The 20823-nt window shown below is 74.3% G+C and carries 21 protein-coding genes; 14 read left to right on the top strand and 7 right to left on the bottom strand.

Features of this window, described 5'->3' with window-relative positions:
* Nucleotides 1-27 precede the first annotated feature (27 nt).
* Both miaB and Pdca_RS10130 read left to right on the top strand, forming a co-directional pair.
* Entirely contained in the window at nt 28-1533 is a 1506-nt protein-coding gene (miaB, locus tag Pdca_RS10125) for a tRNA (N6-isopentenyl adenosine(37)-C2)-methylthiotransferase MiaB (protein WP_085915254.1), read from the top strand.
* The gene (locus Pdca_RS10130) at nt 1530-1976 is read left to right on the top strand and encodes an Rv2732c family membrane protein (RefSeq protein ID WP_085915255.1); all 447 of its coding nucleotides are present in this window, start codon (nt 1530-1532) and stop codon (nt 1974-1976) included. Before miaB ends, Pdca_RS10130 begins: the two co-directional genes overlap by 4 nt.
* A gap of 21 nt (nt 1977-1997) precedes the next feature.
* On the opposite strand, the gene Pdca_RS10135 is transcribed toward Pdca_RS10130, so the two are convergent.
* Nucleotides 1998-3221: a DUF349 domain-containing protein gene (locus Pdca_RS10135; protein ID WP_373865535.1), complete on the bottom strand. Its 1224-nt coding sequence runs from the start codon at nt 3219-3221 to the stop codon at nt 1998-2000.
* Nucleotides 3222-3628: 407 nt separating this feature from the next.
* Between Pdca_RS10135 and Pdca_RS10140 the strand changes: the two genes are divergently transcribed.
* Genes Pdca_RS10140 through dapF form a run of 3 tightly spaced genes read left to right on the top strand, consistent with a single transcriptional unit; the run spans nt 3629 to nt 6131 of the window.
* Complete coding sequence (locus tag Pdca_RS10140) at nt 3629-4330, top strand: class III extradiol ring-cleavage dioxygenase family protein (protein WP_085915257.1); 702 nt, start codon at nt 3629-3631, stop codon at nt 4328-4330.
* Entirely contained in the window at nt 4327-5262 is a 936-nt protein-coding gene (gene miaA, locus Pdca_RS10145) for a tRNA (adenosine(37)-N6)-dimethylallyltransferase MiaA (RefSeq protein ID WP_085915258.1), read from the top strand. Before Pdca_RS10140 ends, miaA begins: the two co-directional genes overlap by 4 nt.
* Nucleotides 5259-6131, top strand: coding sequence for a diaminopimelate epimerase (gene dapF / locus Pdca_RS10150; RefSeq protein WP_085915259.1), 873 nt, complete (start codon nt 5259-5261; stop codon nt 6129-6131). Before miaA ends, dapF begins: the two co-directional genes overlap by 4 nt.
* 13 nt (nt 6132-6144) lie before the next feature.
* Here dapF and Pdca_RS10155 read toward each other — a convergent pair whose 3' ends face one another.
* The gene (locus Pdca_RS10155; RefSeq protein ID WP_085915260.1) at nt 6145-7380 is read right to left on the bottom strand and encodes an MFS transporter; all 1236 of its coding nucleotides are present in this window, start codon (nt 7378-7380) and stop codon (nt 6145-6147) included.
* A 53-nt stretch (nt 7381-7433) separates the two neighbouring features.
* On the opposite strand from Pdca_RS10155, the gene Pdca_RS10160 reads away from it, so the two are divergent.
* From Pdca_RS10160 to Pdca_RS10170, 3 genes are all read left to right on the top strand, one after another.
* Nucleotides 7434-8000, top strand: a complete 567-nt coding sequence (locus tag Pdca_RS10160) for an ArsR/SmtB family transcription factor (RefSeq protein WP_125911344.1) — start codon at nt 7434-7436, stop codon at nt 7998-8000.
* Entirely contained in the window at nt 7993-9462 is a 1470-nt protein-coding gene (gene hflX / locus Pdca_RS10165; protein WP_085915261.1) for a GTPase HflX, read from the top strand. Before Pdca_RS10160 ends, hflX begins: the two co-directional genes overlap by 8 nt.
* A 101-nt stretch (nt 9463-9563) precedes the next feature.
* Nucleotides 9564-10637 (top strand): hypothetical protein, encoded by a 1074-nt coding sequence (locus tag Pdca_RS10170; protein ID WP_125911345.1) that lies wholly within the window; start codon nt 9564-9566, stop codon nt 10635-10637.
* 232 nt (nt 10638-10869) lie between these two features.
* Here Pdca_RS10170 and lexA read toward each other — a convergent pair whose 3' ends face one another.
* Nucleotides 10870-11604 (bottom strand): transcriptional repressor LexA, encoded by a 735-nt coding sequence (gene lexA, locus Pdca_RS10175; protein WP_085915263.1) that lies wholly within the window; start codon nt 11602-11604, stop codon nt 10870-10872.
* A gap of 212 nt (nt 11605-11816) precedes the next feature.
* Between lexA and Pdca_RS35435 the strand changes: the two genes are divergently transcribed.
* The 5 genes from Pdca_RS35435 (at nt 11817) to Pdca_RS35440 (ending at nt 17832) form a co-directional block, all read left to right on the top strand.
* Nucleotides 11817-12101 (top strand): hypothetical protein, encoded by a 285-nt coding sequence (locus Pdca_RS35435; RefSeq protein WP_158092273.1) that lies wholly within the window; start codon nt 11817-11819, stop codon nt 12099-12101.
* Nucleotides 12102-12296: 195 nt separating this feature from the next.
* Entirely contained in the window at nt 12297-12932 is a 636-nt protein-coding gene (locus Pdca_RS10185; protein ID WP_085915265.1) for a hypothetical protein, read from the top strand.
* Between the two features lie 434 nt (nt 12933-13366).
* Entirely contained in the window at nt 13367-13855 is a 489-nt protein-coding gene (nrdR, locus tag Pdca_RS10190; protein WP_085915266.1) for a transcriptional regulator NrdR, read from the top strand.
* Between the two features lie 163 nt (nt 13856-14018).
* The gene (locus tag Pdca_RS10195; RefSeq protein WP_166665928.1) at nt 14019-16931 is read left to right on the top strand and encodes a vitamin B12-dependent ribonucleotide reductase; all 2913 of its coding nucleotides are present in this window, start codon (nt 14019-14021) and stop codon (nt 16929-16931) included.
* A gap of 148 nt (nt 16932-17079) precedes the next feature.
* Nucleotides 17080-17832 (top strand): hypothetical protein, encoded by a 753-nt coding sequence (locus tag Pdca_RS35440; protein ID WP_085915268.1) that lies wholly within the window; start codon nt 17080-17082, stop codon nt 17830-17832.
* 9 nt (nt 17833-17841) lie between these two features.
* On the opposite strand, the gene Pdca_RS10205 is transcribed toward Pdca_RS35440, so the two are convergent.
* The gene (locus tag Pdca_RS10205) at nt 17842-18840 is read right to left on the bottom strand and encodes an alpha/beta fold hydrolase (protein WP_125911347.1); all 999 of its coding nucleotides are present in this window, start codon (nt 18838-18840) and stop codon (nt 17842-17844) included.
* A 110-nt stretch (nt 18841-18950) separates the two neighbouring features.
* On the opposite strand from Pdca_RS10205, the gene Pdca_RS10210 reads away from it, so the two are divergent.
* Nucleotides 18951-19421: an NUDIX hydrolase gene (locus Pdca_RS10210; RefSeq protein WP_085915302.1), complete on the top strand. Its 471-nt coding sequence runs from the start codon at nt 18951-18953 to the stop codon at nt 19419-19421.
* On the opposite strand, the gene Pdca_RS10215 is transcribed toward Pdca_RS10210, so the two are convergent.
* From Pdca_RS10215 to Pdca_RS10225, 3 genes are read right to left on the bottom strand one after another with little or no spacing between them, the layout of a single operon-like run.
* Complete coding sequence (locus Pdca_RS10215) at nt 19418-19657, bottom strand: hypothetical protein (protein WP_125911348.1); 240 nt, start codon at nt 19655-19657, stop codon at nt 19418-19420. The two genes, Pdca_RS10210 and Pdca_RS10215, sit on opposite strands and share 4 nt — an antisense overlap.
* Nucleotides 19658-19693: 36 nt before the next feature.
* Nucleotides 19694-20446 carry a methyltransferase domain-containing protein gene (locus Pdca_RS10220; RefSeq protein WP_085915270.1) on the bottom strand — a complete coding sequence of 251 codons (753 nt, stop codon included), beginning with the start codon at nt 20444-20446 and terminating at the stop codon, nt 19694-19696.
* Nucleotides 20447-20456: 10 nt separating this feature from the next.
* Nucleotides 20457-20669 carry a helix-turn-helix domain-containing protein gene (locus Pdca_RS10225; RefSeq protein ID WP_174824379.1) on the bottom strand — a complete coding sequence of 71 codons (213 nt, stop codon included), beginning with the start codon at nt 20667-20669 and terminating at the stop codon, nt 20457-20459.
* Nucleotides 20670-20823 lie beyond the last annotated feature (154 nt).

Consider the following 20823-nt stretch of genomic DNA (forward strand, 5'->3'; position numbering starts at 1 on the left):
GCCGGGGTGACGCCTACCCTCGCAGGGGTGAGCCGCAGCTACACCGTGCGCACCTACGGGTGTCAGATGAACGTGCACGACTCCGAGCGGATGGCGGGGCTCCTGGAGGGCGCCGGGTACACCCGGGCCGAGGATCCCGACACCGCCGACGTCGTCGTGTTCAACACCTGTGCGGTCCGGGAGAACGCGGACAACAAGCTCTACGGCAACCTCGGGCACCTGCGGCCGCGCAAGCTGGCCGATCCGGACATGCAGATCGCCGTCGGCGGGTGCCTCGCGCAGAAGGACCGCGAGACGATCACCCGGAAGGCGCCGTGGGTGGACGTCGTGTTCGGCACGCACAACGTGCACGCGCTGCCCACCCTGCTGGACCGGGCCCGGCACAACGAGGCCGCGCAGGTCGAGATCGCCGAGTCGCTCGAGGTGTTCCCGTCGACGCTGCCGGCGCGGCGCGAGTCGGCCTACGCCGGCTGGGTGTCGATCTCGGTCGGCTGCAACAACACCTGCACGTTCTGCATCGTGCCGTCGCTGCGCGGCAAGGAGCGCGACCGCCGCCCCGGTGACGTGCTCGCCGAAATCTCCGCGCTCGCCGCCGACGGGGTGCTGGAGGTGACCCTGCTCGGGCAGAACGTGAACGCCTACGGCTCGGAGTTCGGCGGCGAGGCCGGTCGCGGCGCGTTCGCGAAGCTGCTGCGGGCCTGCGGCGAGGTCGAGGGCCTGGAACGGGTCCGCTTCACCAGCCCGCACCCGCGCGACTTCACCTCCGACGTGATCGCCGCGATGGCGCAGACGCCGAACGTCTGCCCGCAGCTGCACATGCCGCTGCAGTCCGGCTCGGACGACGTGCTGCGCCGGATGCGCCGCTCCTACCGGTCGTCGCGGTTCCTGCGGATCCTCGCCGAGGTGCGCGAGTCGATCCCGCACGCCGCGATCTCCACCGACATCATCGTCGGCTTCCCCGGCGAGACCGAGCGGGACTTCACCGACACCCTCGACGTGGTGCGGGAGGCCCGGTTCTCGCAGGCCTTCACCTTCCAGTACTCGACCCGGCCCGGCACCCCCGCCGCGGACATGGACGACCAGCTGCCCAAGCAGGTCGTCCAGGAGCGCTACGAGCGGCTCGTCGCGCTGCAGGAGGAGATCTCCTGGGCGGAGAACCGCGCGCAGGAGGGTCGCGAGGTGGAGCTGCTGGTGTCCAGCGGCGAGGGCCGCAAGGACGGCGCGACCCGGCGGCTCACCGGCCGGGCCCGGGACGGGCGGCTGGTGCACTTCGCCCCCGGCGCGACGTCCGGGATCCGGCCGGGCGACGTGGTCACCGTCGTGATCGACCGCGGGGCACCGCACCATCTCGTCGCCGACGGCGGCGTACTGACCCACCGTCGCACCCGGGCCGGCGACGCGGCCGAGGCCGGCACCCGTCCCGCCGGTGCACCCACCACACTGGGGTTGCCGGTGTTCGGCAAGCCCGCCGCGGAGCCTGCGCCGGACACCGGCTGCGGGGTCCCCGCCACCACCTCCGGAGGTTCCCGATGAGCGACGTGTCCCCGCAGACCCGCGCGGAGATCGACGGCGTCGGTCGTGCCGCGATGCGCCGGATCGACCCCGGTACGCGGGCGATGGTGGTCGCCGTGGGCGTGGTGGCCGCGGTCGCCTCGCTGCTGCTGCCGTGGGTGGCCGGGGCGCCCGGCTGGCAGGTCATGGCCACCGACGCGGGCGGCCCCTTCCCGACGTTCTTCTCCTACACCATGACGACGTTCGCGATCGTCGTCTCGGTGGCGGCGCTGCTGACCCGGCTGTGGGTGCTGGCGTGGCTGGCCGCGTTCGGCTCCGGCATCACCTCGGTGACCGGGATGTGGGCGATCTGGTCGCTGCAGACCGGCGCCGCGCCCGGGCCCGGCATCGGGCTGGTCCTGGGGGTGCTCGCGGTCGTGGTGCTGACCTTCGTGTGGGCCGGGGCCGCGCTCGCGCGCACGTGAGCGGGCCCCCGCCCACCGCGCTCAGCGGTCGTTGACCGACTGCTCGGCCGCGTCCAGCCACTCCCGCCACTGGGTGGCCTGGGCGCGGGCCTGCTCGGCGCGCCTGCGGTCACCGGCGGCCTCGGCCTTCTCCGCCTGCGCCTCGAACTGTTCGACCCTGGCCCGGAACTGCTCGACCCTGGCCTGGGCCTCCGGGTCGGTCCGGCGCCACTTCGCGTCCGCGGCCTCGGCGACCTTCTCCTCGATCCCGCGCAGCCTGCCCTCCAGGGTGCGGATGTCGTCGCGCGGGACCTTGCCGATCTCCTCCCACCGCTCCTGCACGCCGCGCAGCGCGGCCCGGGCGGTGTCCGGATCCGACAGGTCGATCTTCTCGGCCTCGGTGAGCAGTGCCTTCTTCGCCTCGGCGTTCGCGGCGAACTCGGAGTCGCGGGCGGCGAAGTGCTCGTTGCGCCGGGCGAAGAACCGGTCCTGTGCGCCGCGGAACCGGGCCCACAGCGTGTCGTCGGCCTCGCGGTGCGCCCGCCCGGCGGCCTTCCACTCGGCCATCAGGTCCCGGTAGACGGCGGCCGTCGACGACCACTCGTCGGAGTCGGCCAGCGACTCCGCCTGCGCGACGAGCTCCTCCTTGCGGTCCTTGGCGGTCACCCGCTGCCGGTCGAGGTCGGCGAAGTGTGATCCGCGGCGGCGGTTGAACACCTCGCGTGCCTTGGAGTAGCGGCGCCACAGCTGCTCGTCGGTCTTGCGGTCGACGCCCTTGACGGTGCGCCACTCGTCGAGGATCGCCTTGAAGCGATCCCCTGCCTGCTTCCACTGCGTCGAGTCCTCGGCGAGTTTCTCCGCCTCGACGGCCAGCGACTCCTTCCGGGCCACCGCGTCCGACCGGGCCCGATCGCGCTGCTCGCGGGCCGCGGCGACGCCCTCCTCGGCGCGTCCGACGAGCTCGTCGAGCCGGGAGCGCAGGGTGGCGACGTCACCGACGACCGGGGCGTCGTCGAGCCCGTCGCGCAGCGTCTGCAGCGCGGTCAGCGACGCCTTCGGGTCCCCGCCGCCGGCGATCCGGGCGGCCAGCACCTCGGTCTCGGTGACCTGGGCGTCGAACCGCTTCGCGTAGTGCTCCAGGCCCTCGGCGGGCGGTCCGGCCTGGTAGGAGCCGACCACCCGGTCACCGTCCGGGGTGATCAGGTGGATGGTGCCGTCGTCGTCGGCGCGGCCCCAGCGGCCCGGATCCGCCGATGCGGACGGCACCGGGGAGGGCTGTGCAGCAGGCGGCGCCGGTGTCGGTGCGGCGGCGGGTTTCGCGGTCGCGCCGGGGGGTGGCCCCGGACGGGCGCCGGGCGGCGGACCGGGGCGGGGGCCCGGTTTCGGGGTGGGCCCGGCGGGGGGCGGGCCCGGGCGTCCGGGTGTGGCGGCGTTGGTCTCGGGCACCGGTGTGTCCTCCTCGTTCGGCCCACCGGATCACCGGCGGGCGCCCCGTCCGTGTCCGGGCGGGGCCGTACGCGCGCCGAACTCCTCGCCGCGGCGAGAGGTCGGAGACGCGATTCAAGCAGGTGAACCGCCTCCGGGGGAACCGCAGAGCCCCCGCCCGGTGGCGACACGGCGACGACACCGCCCACGGACGGCGGTCCCGGGGCGGGTCGTTAGGCTCGGACGCCGTGCCCGCCGCGATCGCCGTCATCCCCCAGCCGCCGCTGCTCGTCCCGGAGCTGAGCGGGGACGCCGCCACCGGGACCGATGCGGTCCGGGTCGCGGTCCGGACGGTCGCCGCGGCGCTCGCGGCCCTCGCCCCGGAGTGGATCGCGGTCGGGGCGGATCCGGCCGGGCGGCGTTCGGTGGCCCCCGGCGCCCGGGGGACGTTCGCCGGGTACGGCCGCGACGTGCCGGTCGCGCTGCCCGGTACCGACGGGCCGGACGAGGGGGCCGAGCTGCCGCTGCCGCTGCTGGTCGCCGGCTGGGCGGTCGCCGGTTCAGGGGTGCGGGAGGTCCGCGGTGAACTCGTCGCGCCGGATGCCGCGCTCGCGGACTGTCTCGCGCTGGGCCGGGAGCTGGCCGGGCGCGGCACCGGCCTGCTGGTCGTCGGCGACGGGTCCGCCAAGCACACGACGGGCGCCCCCGGCGGGTTCGACGAGCGCGCCGAGCCGTTCGACGCCGCCGTCGCCGACGCACTCGACCGGGCCGACCCGGACGCGCTCGCCGGACTGGATCCGGCGGTGGCCGCGGAGCTCTGGGCTGCCGGACGCGCACCGTGGCAGGTGCTGTCCGGTGCCGCGGCCGGCCGGATCTGGACCGCGACGCACCGCTACACCGGCGCGCCCTACGGCGTCGCCTACCACGTGGCGCTCTGGGAGCCCGCGTGACGCCGGACCTGGTCGCGGTCGTCGGTCCGACCGCCACCGGCAAGTCCGATCTCGGGCTGGAGATCGCGCTCGCGCTCGGCGGCGAGGTGATCAACGCCGACGCCATGCAGCTCTACCGGGGCCTGGACATCGGCACCGCGAAGCTGACCCCGGCCGAGCGCCGCGGTGTCCCGCACCACCAGCTCGACGTGCTCGACGTCGGCGAGTCGGCATCGGTCGCCGCCTACCAGCGCGAGGCCAGGGCGGTGATCGAGCGGCTGCGGGCCGCCGGGCGCACCCCGGTCCTCGTCGGTGGCTCCGGGCTGTACGTGCAGGCGGTGCTCGACGAGCTGGAGTTCCCGGGCACCGATCCGGACCTGCGCGCGGAGCTGCAGGACGAGCTGGACCGGCGCGGGCCGGACGCACTGCACCGGCGGCTGGCCGAGCTGGACCCGGCGGCCGCGGCCGAGGTACTGCCGTCGAACGGGCGCCGGATCGTCCGGGCGCTGGAGGTGATCGCGCTGACCGGGCGCCCGTTCCGGGCGACCCTGCCCACCACCGGTGTGCCGCGCTACGGGGCCGTGCTGCTCGGCGTCGATCGCGGCGTCGACGAGCTCGACGAACGGGTCGCCCGGCGGGTGGACCGGATGCTCGACGACGGACTGGTCGACGAGACCCGGGGGCTGCTCCCCGCCGGGCTCGCGCAGGGCCGGACCGCGTCCCGGGCGCTGGGCTACCGGCAGGTTCTCGAGGCGTTCGACCGGGCGGGCCCGGAGCTCGGCCCGGACGAGCGGGAACGCGTGCGCGACGAGACGGTGCGCGCGACCCGGCGGTTCGTACGCCGCCAGCGGTCCTGGTTCCGCCGGGACCGGCGCATCCACTGGATCGACGGGGCGGGCCCCGATCCGGCCGCGGACGCGCTGTCGGTGCTGGCTCGTAGGCTGGTGCCATGACCGGCGGCATCGCGTTCACCAAGGGGCACGGCACGCAGAACGACTTCGTGGTGCTGCCCGACCCGGATGCCGCCCTCGACCTGACACCGGAGCGGGTCGCGGCACTCTGCGACCGGCACCGCGGTCTCGGCGCCGACGGCGTGCTGCGGGTGGTGCGCTGGGCGAAGCTGGCCGGCGACGAGACGGTCCCCGAGCCGGTCCCGGGTGTCGAGTGGTTCATGGACTACCGCAACGGCGACGGGTCGATCGCCGAGATGTGCGGCAACGGTGTCCGGGTCTTCGCCCGGTACCTGCACGACCGCGGCTGGGCGCCCGGCGGCGGCGCGATCGGCACCCGGGCCGGCGTGCGCACCGCCACCGTCTCCGCGGCCGGCGTCTCGGTGCAGATGGGGCCGGTCACGATCGGTCCGGCATCGGTCGCCACCAGCGGGACGGCCCGGTTCGACGGCCTGGTGCTCGACGTCGGCAATCCGCACCTGGCCTGCGTCGTCTCCGCCGACCCGGACGCGCTGGACCTCACCCGGGCCCCGCTGCACGATCCGGAGGTGTTCCCGCACGGCGTCAACGTCGAGTTCCTGACCCCGCTCGACGGTCCCGCCGACGGCGGCCGGATCCGGATGCGGGTGCACGAGCGCGGCGTGGGGGAGACCAGGGCCTGCGGGACCGGGACGGTCGCCGCGGTCGTCGCCGCGCTGCGCGCCGCCGGGCACGCCGCGGGTGACGTGCGGGTCGACACCCCCGGCGGGGAGCTGCGGGTCACCGTCGAGGCCGGATCGGACACCCGCACCGGTGCCACCGTGCTGCACGGTCCCGCGGTGCTGCTCGCCACCGGGGAGCTGGACCGCGACTGGTGGGACTCCCCGGCCTGAGCCGTGCGGGCCGTCACCCTGCGGGGAGGTCCCGCAGCCGGCGCAGCGGGGAGAGCAGCACCGGCAGCGGTGACAGCGCCAGCGCGCAGCACGCGACCAGCAGCGCCCCGCGAGGACCGAGGAGTTCGCCCAGCGCGCCCCCGAGCAGACCGCCGACCGGGAGCGTCCCCCACACCAGGAAGCGGACGCTGGCGTTCATCCGCCCGAGCAGCCGGTCCGGGCAGATCGCCTGCCGGAAGCTGACCTGCGCCACGTTGTAGACGACACCGCCGTACCCGTCGGCGAACAGGCCGACCGCGGTCAGCAGGAGCAGCGGGCCCGGCCCGCCGAGCGGGATCAGCAGCGCGAGCGGCGTCGTCACGAGCAGCGAGACGACGATCGTGCGGGCCTGCCCCAGCCGTCTCGTCCACGCTCCGGCGGTGGCCGCGCCGGCGAGCCCACCGACGCCGATGACGGCCACCGCGATCCCGACCCCCACCTCGGACAGCCCCAGGTCCCCGACCAGGAACAGCACGAGGACCGCGAGGATCATCCCGCCGGCCAGGTTCGCCCAGGCGGTACACAGCACGATCGGTCGCAGCAGCGGGTGTCCCAGCACGAACCGGAGCCCCTCGGCGATCTCGGCCCGCACCGTCGGCCGGGTGGGGACCGGCGCCGGCTCCACGGTCCGGATCCGGGCGATCGCGGCCGCCGACATCAGGTAGCCGAGCGCCTGCCCGCCGATCGTGGCCGCCCCGCCGACGAGGTGCACCAGTGCACCGCCGAGCGCGGGCCCGCCTGCCTCGGCGGCCGCCCGCGTCGACTCCAGCTTGCCGTTGCCCTCCACCAGGTGCTCCCGGCCGACCAGGGACGGCAGCACCGACTGGTAGGCGATGTCGAAGAACACCGTCGCCAGACCTGCCAGGAAGGTCACCAGCAGCAGGTGGCCGAACCCCAGCACCTCGAACCACCAGGCGAGCGGCACCGTGACGAGCAGTGCGAACCGGATCAGATCGGCGGCCACCATCACCGGCACCCGCCGCACCCGGTCGAGCACGACGCCGGCGAGCAGCCCGATCAGCAGGAACCCGGCGGTCTGCGCGGCGGTGAGCAGCCCCATCTGCCACGGTGTCGCGCCGAGCGCGGTGGCCGCGAGCAGCGGCGCCGCCAGCTGACCGATCCGGGTGCCGACCTGGCTCGCGGTCTCCCCGCCCCACAACAGCAGGAAGTCCCGGTGCCGCCACAGCGAGCCGGTCGGGGATCGGGCCATGGACCGAGAATGCTCCGACTGATTGGAAAGTGCCAATCAGTTACCCTGCGGCGGTGCCCGATGCCCGCCGGTCCGCCACCGAGTCCGAGATCGCCGCGCTGTCCTCGGCGGTCCGGCTGCGGATCATCCGGCTGACCCACGTGGACGCGCTGACCAACGCCGAGCTCGCCGCCCGGCTCGGCCGCGATCCCGCGACGACGCTGCACCACGTCCGCAGGCTGGTGGCCAACGGTTTCCTGGCGGCCCAGCCGGCCCGGCGCGGCGCCCGCGGCTCCCGGGAGATCCCGTACCGGAGCACCGGGCTGTCCTGGTCACTCGACGGCGCGGGCGATCACGAACCGGTGGCCGAGGCCGGACTGGAGGCGTTCCTCGGCGAGGTCGCCGATGTCGGCCCGGCGGCGCTGGAACAGACCCGGCTGGTGCTGCGGCTGCCACCGGCGCGGGTCGCGGCGCTGCGGGCGGAGCTCGACGAGCTGCTGGAGCGTTACGTCGCCGAGCCGGTCGTGCCGGGCGCCGAGCCGCTCGCGGTGTACCTGGCGCTCTACCCGGGCGACCCGCCCGGCGAAACGGACCGGACAGCGGCTCCCGGAACGTGGGACACTCGGAAGCAAGATGACTGAAGCCCACACGCCCGTGCCCGCCAGCCCGTCCACCGGTGAACTCGAACTCGAGGAGCGCTCGTCGCTCCGCCGCATCGGCGGCCTGTCCACCGAGCTCACCGACGTCACCGAGGTCGAGTACCGCCGCCTGCGCCTGGAACGGGTGGTGCTGGTCGGAGTCTGGACCGAGGGATCCGCCGAGCGGGCCGAGGCCTCGCTGGCCGAGCTGGCCCGGCTCGCCGAGACCGCGGGCTCCGAGGTGCTTGACGGTCTGGTGCAGCGCCGGTCGACGCCCGACCCGGCGACCTTCATCGGCTCCGGCAAGGTCGACGAGCTCGGCCTCGCGGTCCGCGCGGCCGAGGCCGACACGGTGATCTGCGACGGCGAGCTGTCGCCCGGTCAGCTCCGCCAGCTCGAGGAGCGGCTCAAGGTCAAGGTGATCGACCGGACCGCGCTGATCCTCGACATCTTCGCCCAGCACGCCCGCTCGCGGGACGGGAAGGCGCAGGTCGAGCTGGCCCAGCTGTCGTACCTGCTGCCCCGGCTCCGCGGCTGGGGTGAGGCGCTGTCCCGGCAGGTCGGTGGCCGTGCCGCGGGCGGCGTCGGGATCGGCGGCCGTGGCCCCGGTGAGACGAAGATCGAGCTCGACCGCCGCCGCATCCGCGCGCGCATGTCGAAGCTGCGCCGGGAGATCGCCGCGATGCGCCAGGTCCGGGCGACCCAGCGCGGCAACCGCAAGCGCAACGAGGTCCCCTCGGTCGCGATCGTCGGCTACACCAACGCCGGCAAGTCGAGTCTGCTCAACCAGCTCACCGACGCCGGCGTGCTGGTCGATGACGCACTGTTCGCGACCCTGGACCCGACCACCCGCCGGACCGAGACGGCGGACGGGCGGACCTACACCCTGACCGACACCGTCGGCTTCGTCCGGCACCTGCCGCACCAGCTGATCGAGGCATTCCGGTCGACGCTCGAGGAGGCCGCGCAGGCCGATCTGCTGGTGCACGTGGTCGACGGCTCCGATCCGCTGCCCGACGACCAGATCGCCGCGGTGCGCGAGGTCCTGGTCGAGATCGGCGAGGAGCAGGGCGGCAGCATGCCGACCGAGCTCCTCGTGATCAACAAGGCCGACGCCGCCGGCGACCTGGCCCTCGCGCGGCTCCGGCACGCGCAGCCCGATGCGGTGTTCGTCTCCGCGCACCGGGGTGACGGCATCGACCTGCTCCGGGGGCGGATCGCCGATCTGCTGCCGCGCCCGGAGTACGACGTCGACCTGCTGCTGCCCTACACCGAGGGCGCGCTGGTCGCCCGCCTGCACGACGAGGGCGAGGTGCTGTCCGAGGAGCACACCCCCGAGGGCACCCGGGTCCGCGCCCGGGTCGGGCCGGAGCTGGGCACCGCGGTACTGGCGTTCGCGATCGCCGGTGGGCCGGCCGGCGCCGACGCCGATCCCGACCTGCCGGCGACGGCGGCGGGGCGCTGACCCGGGCGGTCCCGGCCGGGTCCCGGAGCGCACCGGGCGGTCGTGCCCGGGTGGTGTTCCGGCGGGTCGCGGCGCCGCTGGTGGCTGCGACACTCGGCCTGGTGCCCGCCACCGCGGCTGCCGCGACACCGTCCGCGGCGGCGCAGGCGCGTGCCGTGCCGGGGCCGTCGGCCGCAGCGCCGCCGGTCGCCGAGCCGCAGCCGGTGTGCACCATCGACGACCCGCGGCTGGCCGAACTCTCCGGACTCGTCACCGAGGGGGCGCCGGGGGAGCGGCCACAGCGCTACCACGCGATCGTCGACGGTGGCGGCACCGCGCAGGTGTTCACCCTCGATCCGGCCGGCTGCGCGGTGACGGGGGAGCGGAGCGCACCGGTGCGGGTCACCGACGTCGAGGACCTCGGCCGTTCACCGGACGGCGATCTCTGGCTCGCCGACATCGGGGACAACACGGCACGCCGCGAGTCGGTGCGCCTGGTCGTGCTGCCGGTCGACAGGCCGCCCCGTACCTACGACCTCGTCTACCCGGACGGCCCGCGGGACGCCGAGGCGGTGCTCGTCGCCGACGACGGGACCCCGCTGATCGTGGACAAGACCTCCGGTGCGGCCGGGCTGTACCGCCCCGCGGAACCGCTCGCCGAGGGACGGCCGCTGGAGCTGGAACGGGTCACCGACGTCGTCCTGCCGTACTCGGCGACCGCCGGTGGACCGCTGGGGGCGATCGGTACCCGCACGATCACCGGCGGCGCCGTGGGGCCGCCGGACGCGGATGGCGGACGGGCCGCGGCGCTGCGGACCTACACCGACGCGTGGCTGTTCCCGCTGCCCGACGGCCCGGTGACCGGGGACGTCCTGGTCGAGGCGCTGCGCGGGGCGCCGTTGCAGGTGCCGTTGCCCGGCGAAGCACAGGGCGAGGCGGTCGCCCTGGACGGCCGCGGGGCGCTGCACTCCGGCACCGAGACGCGGGGACTGGCACCGGCGGGTATCCGGACGGTCCCCGGCGCGGTCGCCGCGGCCACGGCACCGGCGGCGCCGGTCCGGGCACAGCCCGCAGAGGCGCCCGACGCCCGCTCCTTCCCACCGTGGCTGCCCGCCGTCGCCGGAATGGCGGTGGTCGTCGGTGTGCTGCTCGCCGGTGTGGGGGCGATGGCGCTGCACGGCCGCCGCAGACGCTGACCGCGCCGCCCCCGGGCTGCGGATCGGAGGCGGCGCAGATCAAGGGTGGCGCGGATCAGAAGCAGCGCGGTCAGCGGCAGCGCAGGTCAGAAGTGGCGCAGGTCAGAGGTGGCGCCGATCAAGAGTGGCGCAGATCAGCGGCACCACGGGTCAGCAGCGACGCCGATCAGCGGCGGCGCGGGTCAGCGACGGCGCAACCCGCAGGCCGCGCATGATCGGAGTCGGCGCATGATCAGAGGCGGCGCAGCACCGCGACGACCCGGCCGAGGATCGACGCGTCGTCCCCGGGGATTGGCTCGTAGGCGTCGTTGGCCGGCATCAGCCAGATGTGACCGTCCTTGCGGCGGAACGTCTTCACCGTGGCCTCGCCGTCGATCATCGCCGCGACCACCTCGCCCTGCTCCGCGACCGGCTGCTGCCGGACGACGACCCAGTCCCCGTCGGTGATCGCCGCGTTGACCATCGAGTCACCCTTGACGTTCAGCAGGAAGAGCGTGCCCTCCCCGACGATCTCCCGGGGGAGTGGGAACACGTCCTGCACGGCCTGCTCGGCCAGGATCGGGCCACCGGCGGCGATGTCGCCGATCAGCGGCACGAACGCCGGAGCGGGCCGCTCCGAGCGGCTGGCCTCGGTGTCGGCGTCGGTTCCGTCGCCTGCGCCGACCTGCTCGGGGCTGCGCACGTCGACCGCACGGGTGCGGTTCGGATCCCTGCGCAGGAAACCCTTGCGCTCCAAGGTCCGCAACTGGTGGTGCACCGACGACGTGGAGGTGAGCCCCACCGCGTCGCCGATCTCCCGCACGCTCGGCGGGTAGCCGTAACGGTCCACCCAGTCCCGGATCACCGCCAGGACCTTCCGCTGTCGCGGGGTCAGACCGCGTGTGTCGGCCGGGGGCTCGGGGAACTCCCGGACGTTGGCGGAACCCCGCCCGGGGGACGCACCGCCTCCGGACTCGTCCGCTGCCATCGCATTCGCCTCCTCGAGGATGTACCGGCACGAACACTAGCCGCCTTCGGCCGGTCCGCCAAACATGCGTTCGAAGTTCACCGCCCGCGTGTCGTGGATTCCGTCGGGCACCGGTGGTACAAACTCGCACAGGCGTTCGATCGAACATCGATTCGATTCGAGTGGCCGGGTGTCCGAGGCGGGCGCCCGTTCGGGCAGAAAGGGCGAGCGGCATGGGTGTGGTGACCGAGATCCGGCCGTCGGGCACGCGGCGACCGGCGGAGTTCCGGCCGGTCCGGTCGGCACCGGCGGCGCAGGTGGCACCGGCGGCACGGGTGGCACCGGCGGCACGGCCGGTGCAGCCGGCGGGTGGCGTGCTGCGGCGCGCCGCAGCGGGTCTGGGGATCGGGCTCGCCTCGGCGACGGCGGTCGTCGGGCTGGGCCTGCTCGCCGAGATCTCGGCGGCCGTGTCGGCGTCGCCACCGCCGGTCGGCGTCGTGGGCCCGGCGGGCGACTGAACCCGGCCGGGGCGGGCTGAGCAGCGGCGATCCGATTTCTGTCGGGGTCCGGTGTTAGACAGCTCGCACGTCCGTTCGACCGGTCCCGGGGAAGGGCCGGCCGGATCGGGCACGGCGCGCGGCCGGGTGTGGCCGCCGTCGACGGTGACCGTTCCGCCGGAACAGGCGGGTGGTCCTCGATGAGCAGGAGGAGCCATGCAGGAGCTCGACGTGCGTGAGGTGGCGCGGCAACCACGGGCCGGCGGGACGGGCCGGGCAGCGGCCGCCGGGGTGCGGCAGCGGTCGGTGTCCACCAGGTTGCGGGAGCGGCCGGGATCCGCCCGTGCGGTGCCGTGCGCAGGGGCCACGCGTCCGGCCCGCGGGTCCGCCGCGGCCCGCGCCGCAGTCCGGTGGGCCCTGCCCGGGGTCGTTCCCGGGGCGTCCGTGCCGTCCGGCGGCGTCGTGCGCGAGCCCGCCGAGGGCAGCACCGTGGCTCCGGTCCGGCCGCCGTCGGTGCAGGAGCCGGCCCCACTGGCCCCATCGGTCACACCGGGACGAGCCGCTGCGCCCGCGCCGCGACGGCCGGGCGCGCTCGCGTCGGCTGCGGCGCCGGCGGTGGCACTGCGGACGGCGCGCCCGCGGCATCGCCGCTGTGTGACCCCCACCCGCCGGGCACGTCCGGCTCTGCGGCCACGCTCGCGCGGCGAGCGACTGCTGGCCGGGATCGCCACGGTGCTCTGCTCGGCCACGGTCGTCGTGCTCCTGGGGCTGATCGGGGATGCGGCCGCCGGATGGAACAGCGAGGCCGCCCCCTCACCGGGGCCGGTGGCGACGGCTCCGGCCGGCGGCTGAGAGGTGCTGCGGCGCCGGGTGTCGACGTGTCCGCCGGGGCTCGGGGGTCCTTGCGCGCCGGGCAGAGGTCGCTGCGCGTGACAGGAGTCTCGCCGCCCGGCGCGCCGGGATGGCGTGTCCCCGAACCGGGCCACCGTCCGTCGCGGCCCTCCCGGGGCGCCCGGTGGGCCCCCGGTGTGCGCCACACGCGCTGATCAGGGCTGATGCGCATGTTCATGATCGGTGCACTCCGAAGGCCCTGCGAGAGCGGTGTGCGACCCTCGTTCCCGATCGGGCGAAGCTCGGCGCCGTACCGGACCCGGGGATGGCGCACCCCAATATGTAGGGGTTACATTGGTGTCGTTCTCCCACTGGTTGGGGGAGCTGGCACCGCGGTTCGCCGCGGTGCGAGGCGGAGAGTTCCCGCCGGGTCACGGGAGAAGGGGAGTGCCGACGTGCGTTGCCCGTTCTGCCGCCACCCGGATTCCCGGGTGATCGACTCCCGGACCGCCGACGACGGGACCTGCACCCGCCGCCGCCGGTCCTGCACCGCCTGCGGGCGCCGGTTCACCACGGTCGAGGAGACCGTGCTCGCCGTCGTCAAGCGCAGCGGGGTGAGCGAACCCTTCAGCCGGCAGAAGGTGGTCAGCGGGGTTCGACGGGCGTGTCAGGGCCGGCCGGTCGACGAGGACGACCTGCAGCAGCTCGCCCACCGGGTCGAGGAGACTGTGCGCGCCCGTGGGGCTGCCGAGATTCCCAGCCACGAGGTGGGGCTGGCGATCCTCGGGCCGCTGCGCGAGCTCGACGAGGTCGCGTACCTGCGGTTCGCGAGCGTCTACCGATCCTTCTCCTCGATCGAGGACTTCGAGAAGGAGATCGCCGACCTCCGTTCGGCGGCTGCCGGGGAAGCAGCCGACGACGGAGCCGGCAACCGGGACGGCTGATGCCGATCGGACGGCACCGGAGCGGGCGCGCAGGGGGCGCAGCCGCCGGTGCCGGACCGGATCGGACCGGCCGGACCGGGTACGGGGGCGGTGTCCCAGCACCGTCTCGGGTGCCCGCGCACCCCAGCGCGCGGGAGAGGACAGTCGGATGCGGAGGCAGTTCATGACCGACACGGTCGGGGGCCCGGCGACAGACACCGGGAGCAGCACGGCTCAGAACACGGCGCACAACACGGCACAGGACGGCGAGGCGCCGGGCAAGGCGCGCGGCCGCGCGAAGGCCGGCGCCCGGCGGCGCTCCGGCCTCGCCGTGCAGCGGGTCTTCACGACCGAGGGTGTGCACCCGTACGAGCAGGTCGAGTGGGAGCGCCGGGACGTCGTCATGACGAACTGGCGCGACGGCACGATCAACTTCGAGCAGCGCGGCGTCGAGTTCCCGCGCGCCTGGTCGGTGAACGCCACCAACATCGTCACCAGCAAGTACTTCCGTGGTGCGGTGGGCAGCGAGACCCGCGAGTCGAGCCTGCGCCAGCTCATCGACCGGGTCGTCGGCACCTACCGGCGGGCCGGGGTCGAGCACGGCTACTTCGCCACCGAGGCCGACGCCGAGATCTTCGATCACGAGCTGACCTGGATGCTGCTGCACCAGGTGTTCAGCTTCAACTCACCGGTCTGGTTCAACGTGGGCACCGCGAGCCCGCAGCAGGTCAGCGCCTGCTTCATCCTCTCGGTCGACGACACGATGGAGTCGATCCTGAACTGGTACCGGGAGGAGGGCCTGATCTTCAAGGGCGGCTCCGGTGCCGGCCTGAACCTCTCCCGCATCCGCTCGTCGAAGGAGCTGCTGTCCTCCGGCGGCACCGCCTCCGGCCCGGTCTCCTTCATGCGTGGCGCGGACGCCTCCGCGGGCACCATCAAGTCGGGCGGCGCGACCCGCCGGGCCGCGAAGATGGTCGTCCTCGACGTCGACCACCCCGACATCGAGGAGTTCGTCGAGACCAAGGCCAAGGAGGAGGCCAAGGTCCGGGTGCTGCGCGACGCCGGGTTCGACATGGACCTGGGCGGTTCCGACATCACGTCGGTGCAGTACCAGAACGCGAACAACTCGGTCCGGGTGACCGACGAGTTCATGCGCGCCGTCGAGGAGGGCACCGACTTCGGCCTCCGCGCCCGGATGACCGGCGAGATCATCGACCGGACCGACGCCCGGAAGCTCTTCCGCGGCATCGCCGAGGCGGCCTGGAACTGCGCCGACCCCGGCATCCAGTACGACGGCACGATCAACGACTGGCACACCACGCCCGAGTCGGGCCGGATCAGCGCGTCCAACCCGTGCTCGGAGTACATGCACCTGGACAACTCCAGCTGCAATCTCGCGTCGCTGAACCTGCTGAAGTTCCTCGACGCCGACGACCGGTTCGACGCCGAGACCTTCGCGAAGGCCGTCGAGCTGATCATCACCGCGATGGACATCTCGATCTGCTTCGCGGACTTCCCGACCGACCCGATCGCCGACACCACGCGGCGCTTCCGCCAGCTGGGCATCGGCTACGCGAACCTGGGCGCGCTGCTGATGGCGACCGGGCACGCCTACGACTCCGAGGGCGGTCGCGCGCTGGCCGGGGCGATCACCTCGCTGATGACCGGCGCCGCCTACAAGCGCTCCGCCGAGCTCGCCGGGGTCGTCGGCCCGTACGAGGGCTACGCCCGCAACGCCCAGGCCCACCAGCGGGTCGTCCGTAAGCACGCCGCGGCGAACGACGGGATCCGCAGCTTCCCGGCGTCCAACCCGGTGCAGCAGCTCGCGTCCCAGACCTGGAAGCAGTGCCAGGAGATCGGCGAGGCGAACGGCTGGCGCAACGCGCAGGCGTCCGTGCTGGCCCCGACCGGCACGATCGGCCTGATGATGGACTGCGACACGACCGGCATCGAGCCGGACCTGGCGCTGGTCAAGTTCAAGAAGCTGGTCGGCGGCGGCTCGATGCAGATCGTCAACCAGTCCGTGCGCCGGGCACTGGACAACCTCGGTTACCAGGCCGAGCAGGCCGAGGCCATCGTCGAGTACGTCGCCGAGCACGGCCACGTGATCGACGCCCCGGGGATGAAGCCCGAGCACTACGAGGTGTTCGACTGCGCGATGGGTGATCGGACCATCGCCCCGATGGGGCACGTCCGGATGATGGCCGCCGCGCAGCCGTTCCTGTCCGGCGCGATCTCCAAGACGGTGAACATGCCCGAGCGGGCCACCGTGGAGGACGTCGAGCGGATCTACCTCGAGGGGTGGCGGCTCGGCCTCAAGGCCCTGGCGATCTACCGCGACAACTGCAAGGTCGGCCAGCCGCTGTCCGCGGGCAAGGGCGGCGACAAGAAGGCCTCCGGTGACACCGCCGAGGTCGAGAAGGTGACGGTCGTCGAGCAGCGGCCGATCCGCAAGCGGCTGCCGAAGAAGCGGCCCAGCGAGACCGTGTCGTTCACCGTCGGCGGCGCCGAGGGCTACCTGACCGCGGGCTCCTACCCGGACGACGGCCTCGGCGAGATCTTCGTGAAGCTCGGCAAGCAGGGCTCCACCCTGGCCGGCGTGATGGACGCGTTCTCCATGTCGATCTCGGTCGGCCTGCAGTACGGGATCCCGCTGGAGTTCTACGTCTCGAAGTTCTCGAACCTGCGCTTCGAGCCCGCCGGCATGACCGACGACCCGGACGTCCGGATCGCCACCTCGGTGCTCGACTACCTGTTCCGCAGGCTCGCGCTGGACCACCTGCCCTACGAGAAGCGGGTCCAGCTGGGCATCTTCTCCTCGGACGAGCGGTCGGCCCAGGTCGAGAGCGAGTACGGCTCGAACGGGGAGAAGCTCGACCTCGACGAGTTTCGCTCCTCGGTGCCGACCACCGTCGAGAAGAAGGACCCGGCCGTCGAGCCGGCCCCGGCCGAGGTCGGCAGCTCCACCGAGCTGCTCGAGCTGCGGCTGGGCAAGGCCGCCGACGCCCCGCTGTGCATGACCTGCGGGACGAAGATGCGGCCCGCCGGATCCTGCTACCTCTGCGAGGGCTGCGGCTCCACCAGCGGCTGCAGCTGACGCTCCACCCTCGGGGCGGTACCGGACTCCGGTGCCGCCCCGAGGCGCGTTCCGGGCCGGTGTGCCGGGCCGCAGCCACCGGGCCCGTCCGGGTGGGCCGGGCGGCCGGGCCGCGACCGGCCCGCTCACGAGCGAGAAGAGGGTAGCCGTGCACGACCGGACCGCGGAGATCGCCGACCGGCTCCGGACCGACCCGAGGATCGTCGCCCTGGTGCTCGGCGCCCCCTGGCGCCGGGCCGCCGGTGACGGTGCTGGTGCTGGCGCCGATGCCGGTGGTGCCGGTGACGGTGACACTAACGGCGCCGGCGCCGGTGCAGGGGCTGATGACATTGACGGCGCCGGTGCCGGCCCCCGCACCGGGCCGCAGACGACCGCGGCGAGCGGGGACCGGGCGGACGGCCGCGGCCGGATGTACGTGGGCGTGCCGTCCCCGGCCGAGCTGACCGAGCTCGATCTGCCGGTGGACGGTTTGCGGCACTTCGGGTTGAGCCCCGCCGATCTGCGGGCCGGTGGCTGGACCGACACGGATCTGCGTTCCGCGGGACTGACACCGCCCGGCGCCGAGCCGGAGCCCGTCGAGTGGTTCCTGGCGGGGGAGCCCGCGCAGCTGATGCTCGCGATCGTGCCGCCGGGACCGCCGCTGCTCGCCCGGCCCGAGCCGGGATCGGGGGCCGGTGGGTTCGATCCGGCCGACGTCCAGGAGATCCCGGGGATCGACGGCTGCACCGACCCGGAGAGCGACGGGATGCTGCTGGTGCGCGAGATCCGGGACGGGCTGGTCCGCCGGGCCCGCCGCCGTCTCGTGCACTGCGTCGTCTGCCTGCGCCAGGTGCACCGCACCGATCCGGCGACCGGGGTCTGCCCGGGCTGCGCAGCGCAGTGGCTCGGCGTGCTCCCCTGAACCCGGTCCTCAGGTCGCCGAGACCGGTCCCGGGCGGGTCCCCGACGGGGCGGGCCCCGGGCAGCGCAGCAGCTGCCGCCACTGCTCGGGACTCCAGCGCGCGGGCTCGGTCGAGGAGAGGAACTCCTCCAGCAGCCCGACGAAACGGGCCGGATCGGAGTGGAACGGGAAGTGCCCGGTGTCGCCGAAGATCTCCAATCGGCTGCCCGGCATCGCCCGGTGCGCGGTGTAGGCGTGCTCGACGGGCACCACCGCGTCGCGCTCACCCCACACGAGCATCGTCGGCATCCCGCGGGTGAGGTAGCAGCGGTCGAGCATGGTCACGACCTGACCGCGCCAGTCGACGACCGCGCGCAGGGTCCGGATGAACGCTGCCCGGGCGGTGGCGTCGGGCAGCGCGTCGATCACCCGGAGCAGGTCGTCGGCGTCCCGCCCGAGATCGGTTCCGAGCAACCGGAGTGCGTCGATCATCAGGCCGGCCTGCCAGCGCACCGGCGGCAGCTGCAGCGCGGCGAGCAGCGCCTGCGCGCCGGGCATGCTCACCGCGCGCAGCAGCGGTGTGACGTCCGGACCCGCCCCGCCGGTGCCGACGAGCACGAGGCGTTCGGTCCGCTCCGGGAACTGGTAGGCGAACTGCATGGCCACGCCGCCGCCGAGCGAGTGCCCGACCAGGGTGGCCCGCCCGATGCCCAGCACACCGAGCAGGTCGCGGATTCCGTTGGCGTAGGCGGCCACCGAGTAGTCGGCCCGCGGTTTCTCCGAGTTGCCGTGCCCGAGCAGGTCGGGCGCGATCACCAGATGTCTGCGGGCGAGCGCGGGGAGCACGGCCTCCCAGGTCGCGGAGCTGTCACCGATGCCGTGCACCAGGACGACCGCGGGGCCGGACCCGGCGACCCGGAACGCCCGCCGGTAGCCGTGCACGGTCCGGAACCGCAGCTCCGAGCCCCGGGGCGGCACGACACCCAGCCGGTCGTCGACCCGGATCCGCCGGGAGGTGTGGACCGCCATCCGGCGACGGTAGTGCCGTCGCATTACCCCGGTGTTGCAGCGGCGGATCGTGCGTGGGGGAGCACCCCACCGGGCGACCGGCCCGGGGCGGCACGGCCTAGGGTCGGGTGGTGACCGATCGCTACCAGGTGGTCCCGGCGTCCTACGTGCTCCTGCTGCGCGGCGCGGGTGAGCGCACCGAGGTGCTGCTGCAACTGCGGGCGAACACCGGCTACATGGACGACCACTGGGCGGCCGCCGCGGCCGGTCACGTCGAGCTGGGCGAGGACCCGCTGGGTGCCGCGGTCCGCGAGGCCCGCGAGGAGCTCGGCGTCACGATCGACCCGGCCGACCTGGTCCCGCTCACCGCGGTGCACCGCACACACGGCAACGGCAGGCCGGTCGACGAGCGGGTCGACTTCTTCTTCACCTGCCGCCGCTGGGCCGGTGAGCCGCACGCGGCGGAGACCGGGAAGACGGCCGGGCTGGAGTGGTTCGGGCTGGCTGCGCTGCCTGCAGCGACGGTCCCGCACGAGCGGGCGGTGCTCGACGCGCTGCGCGAGGGCGGCCCGGCCGCGATCCGCAGCCACGGTTTCGCCTAGAGCCCGTCCGGCTCGACCAGCTGGATCTCGATCGTGACCTCGGGCTGCTCGCCGTCGTCCGGGTCGATCGCCCAGTGCAGGACCCAGTCGACCTCGTAGTCGTCGCGCGGCATGCCCGGCGGCGCGAAGTTGATCCACTCACCGGTGCGTGGGACCACCCGGAACCACCGGAGGTGATCGGGCTGCCGCCCGATCCGCACGCGGACGGGAACCGGGCCCTGCGACGCTGTGCTCACGCCCGACGATGATGCCCGAGCGCGACGGCGCCCGCCTCAGGCCGCGGTGGCGCCGAGGAACCACCGGTCCACCGAGAACGGCTCGTCGCCGCAGGCCGCGACCGCGGCCGCCCAGGCGTCGACGTCGGCCCGGCTCAGCCCGCACCGGCCGGGGGCCGCGGCGGCGACCATCTCGCGCAGGGTTGCCCCGTAGCCGTGCGACGCCGGTCCGCGCATCGGCGCCCGCTCGGACCACTCGTCGGTGAACCCGGCGGCGCGCAGCATCGGCCCCAGCTCGTGCGGCAGCCGTGGCCGCGGCACGGTGCTGCACCAGGCGTCCCGGATCCGGTGGTGCCGGTCCTGCCCGGGGCCCGGCCAGTGCAGCGACGTCCAGTCGGTGTCGAGCACCAGCAGCCGCCCGCCGGGACGCAGCACCCGGCGCAGCTCGGCCGGTGCCGGCCCGGGATCGGGCAGGAACTCCAGCACCTGCAGGCAGGCGACGGCGTCGAACGGTCCGTCCGGCAGCGAACCCGGCCCGTGCAGCGCTCGCTGTTCGACGACGGCACGGGTGTGGCAGCGGCGCCGGGCCAGGGTCACCATCACCGGGTCCGGGTCGATCCCGTGCACGCCCGGTCCGACCACGTCGGCCAGCTCGGAGAGGAGCTGCCCGGGGCCGCTCCCGACCACGAGCACCCGCTCGCCCGGCCGCGCGGCCAGCAGGGCGAGCGTCCGCTCGCGCTCGACGGCGGCCTCGGCCGTGTCGTAGGTGCCGGCCACCCGCCGAGCGCTCGCGGCGTCGGTCGGCAGCATCGGGCCCGCCTCAGCTCCCCGTGTAGCGGGCCGACTCGATCAACGACTCGACCGAGCCCGGGGGCACCCGGAACGAACGGCCGAACCGCACCGCCGGCAGCTCACCGGAGTGCACCAGCCGGTACACCGTCATCCGCGACACCCGCATCCGCTCGGCCACCTCGGCCACGGTGAGGAACGGCGCGTCCTGCCCGGATCGTTGCTCCGGGATCCCTGCCCCCATCGTTGCGCCCCTCCTCGGGCCGGGCCCCCAACGGGCCCCGACCATCGTGATCACCGAACGCAGGGACGGTAGCGCGGATCTCGGCCCCCTCCGGGTGTGAACGTGTCCCACCCTCGGGTGTACTCGGTGAGCGTTATCGTCGCAGCGTCACCAG

It is taken from the genome of Pseudonocardia autotrophica (assembly GCF_003945385.1).
GTDB lineage: Bacteria > Actinomycetota > Actinomycetes > Mycobacteriales > Pseudonocardiaceae > Pseudonocardia > Pseudonocardia autotrophica.

Bases quoted from the DNA above. Each gene is read 5' to 3' on its own strand.
- hflX (WP_085915261.1), top strand. From the start codon at position 7,993: ATGACTGAAGCCCACACGCCCGTGCCCGCCAGCCCGTCCACCGGTGAA.
- Pdca_RS10155 (WP_085915260.1), bottom strand. From the start codon at position 7,380: ATGGCCCGATCCCCGACCGGCTCGCTGTGGCGGCACCGGGACTTCCTG.
- Pdca_RS10185 (WP_085915265.1), top strand. From the start codon at position 12,297: ATGCAGGAGCTCGACGTGCGTGAGGTGGCGCGGCAACCACGGGCCGGC.
- Pdca_RS10225 (WP_174824379.1), bottom strand. From the start codon at position 20,669: ATGGGGGCAGGGATCCCGGAGCAACGATCCGGGCAGGACGCGCCGTTC.
- Pdca_RS10220 (WP_085915270.1), bottom strand. From the start codon at position 20,446: ATGCTGCCGACCGACGCCGCGAGCGCTCGGCGGGTGGCCGGCACCTAC.
- Pdca_RS35435 (WP_158092273.1), top strand. From the start codon at position 11,817: ATGGGTGTGGTGACCGAGATCCGGCCGTCGGGCACGCGGCGACCGGCG.
- Pdca_RS10205 (WP_125911347.1), bottom strand. From the start codon at position 18,840: ATGGCGGTCCACACCTCCCGGCGGATCCGGGTCGACGACCGGCTGGGT.
- Pdca_RS10130 (WP_085915255.1), top strand. From the start codon at position 1,530: ATGAGCGACGTGTCCCCGCAGACCCGCGCGGAGATCGACGGCGTCGGT.
- lexA (WP_085915263.1), bottom strand. From the start codon at position 11,604: ATGGCAGCGGACGAGTCCGGAGGCGGTGCGTCCCCCGGGCGGGGTTCC.
- Pdca_RS10195 (WP_166665928.1), top strand. From the start codon at position 14,019: ATGACCGACACGGTCGGGGGCCCGGCGACAGACACCGGGAGCAGCACG.
- dapF (WP_085915259.1), top strand. From the start codon at position 5,259: ATGACCGGCGGCATCGCGTTCACCAAGGGGCACGGCACGCAGAACGAC.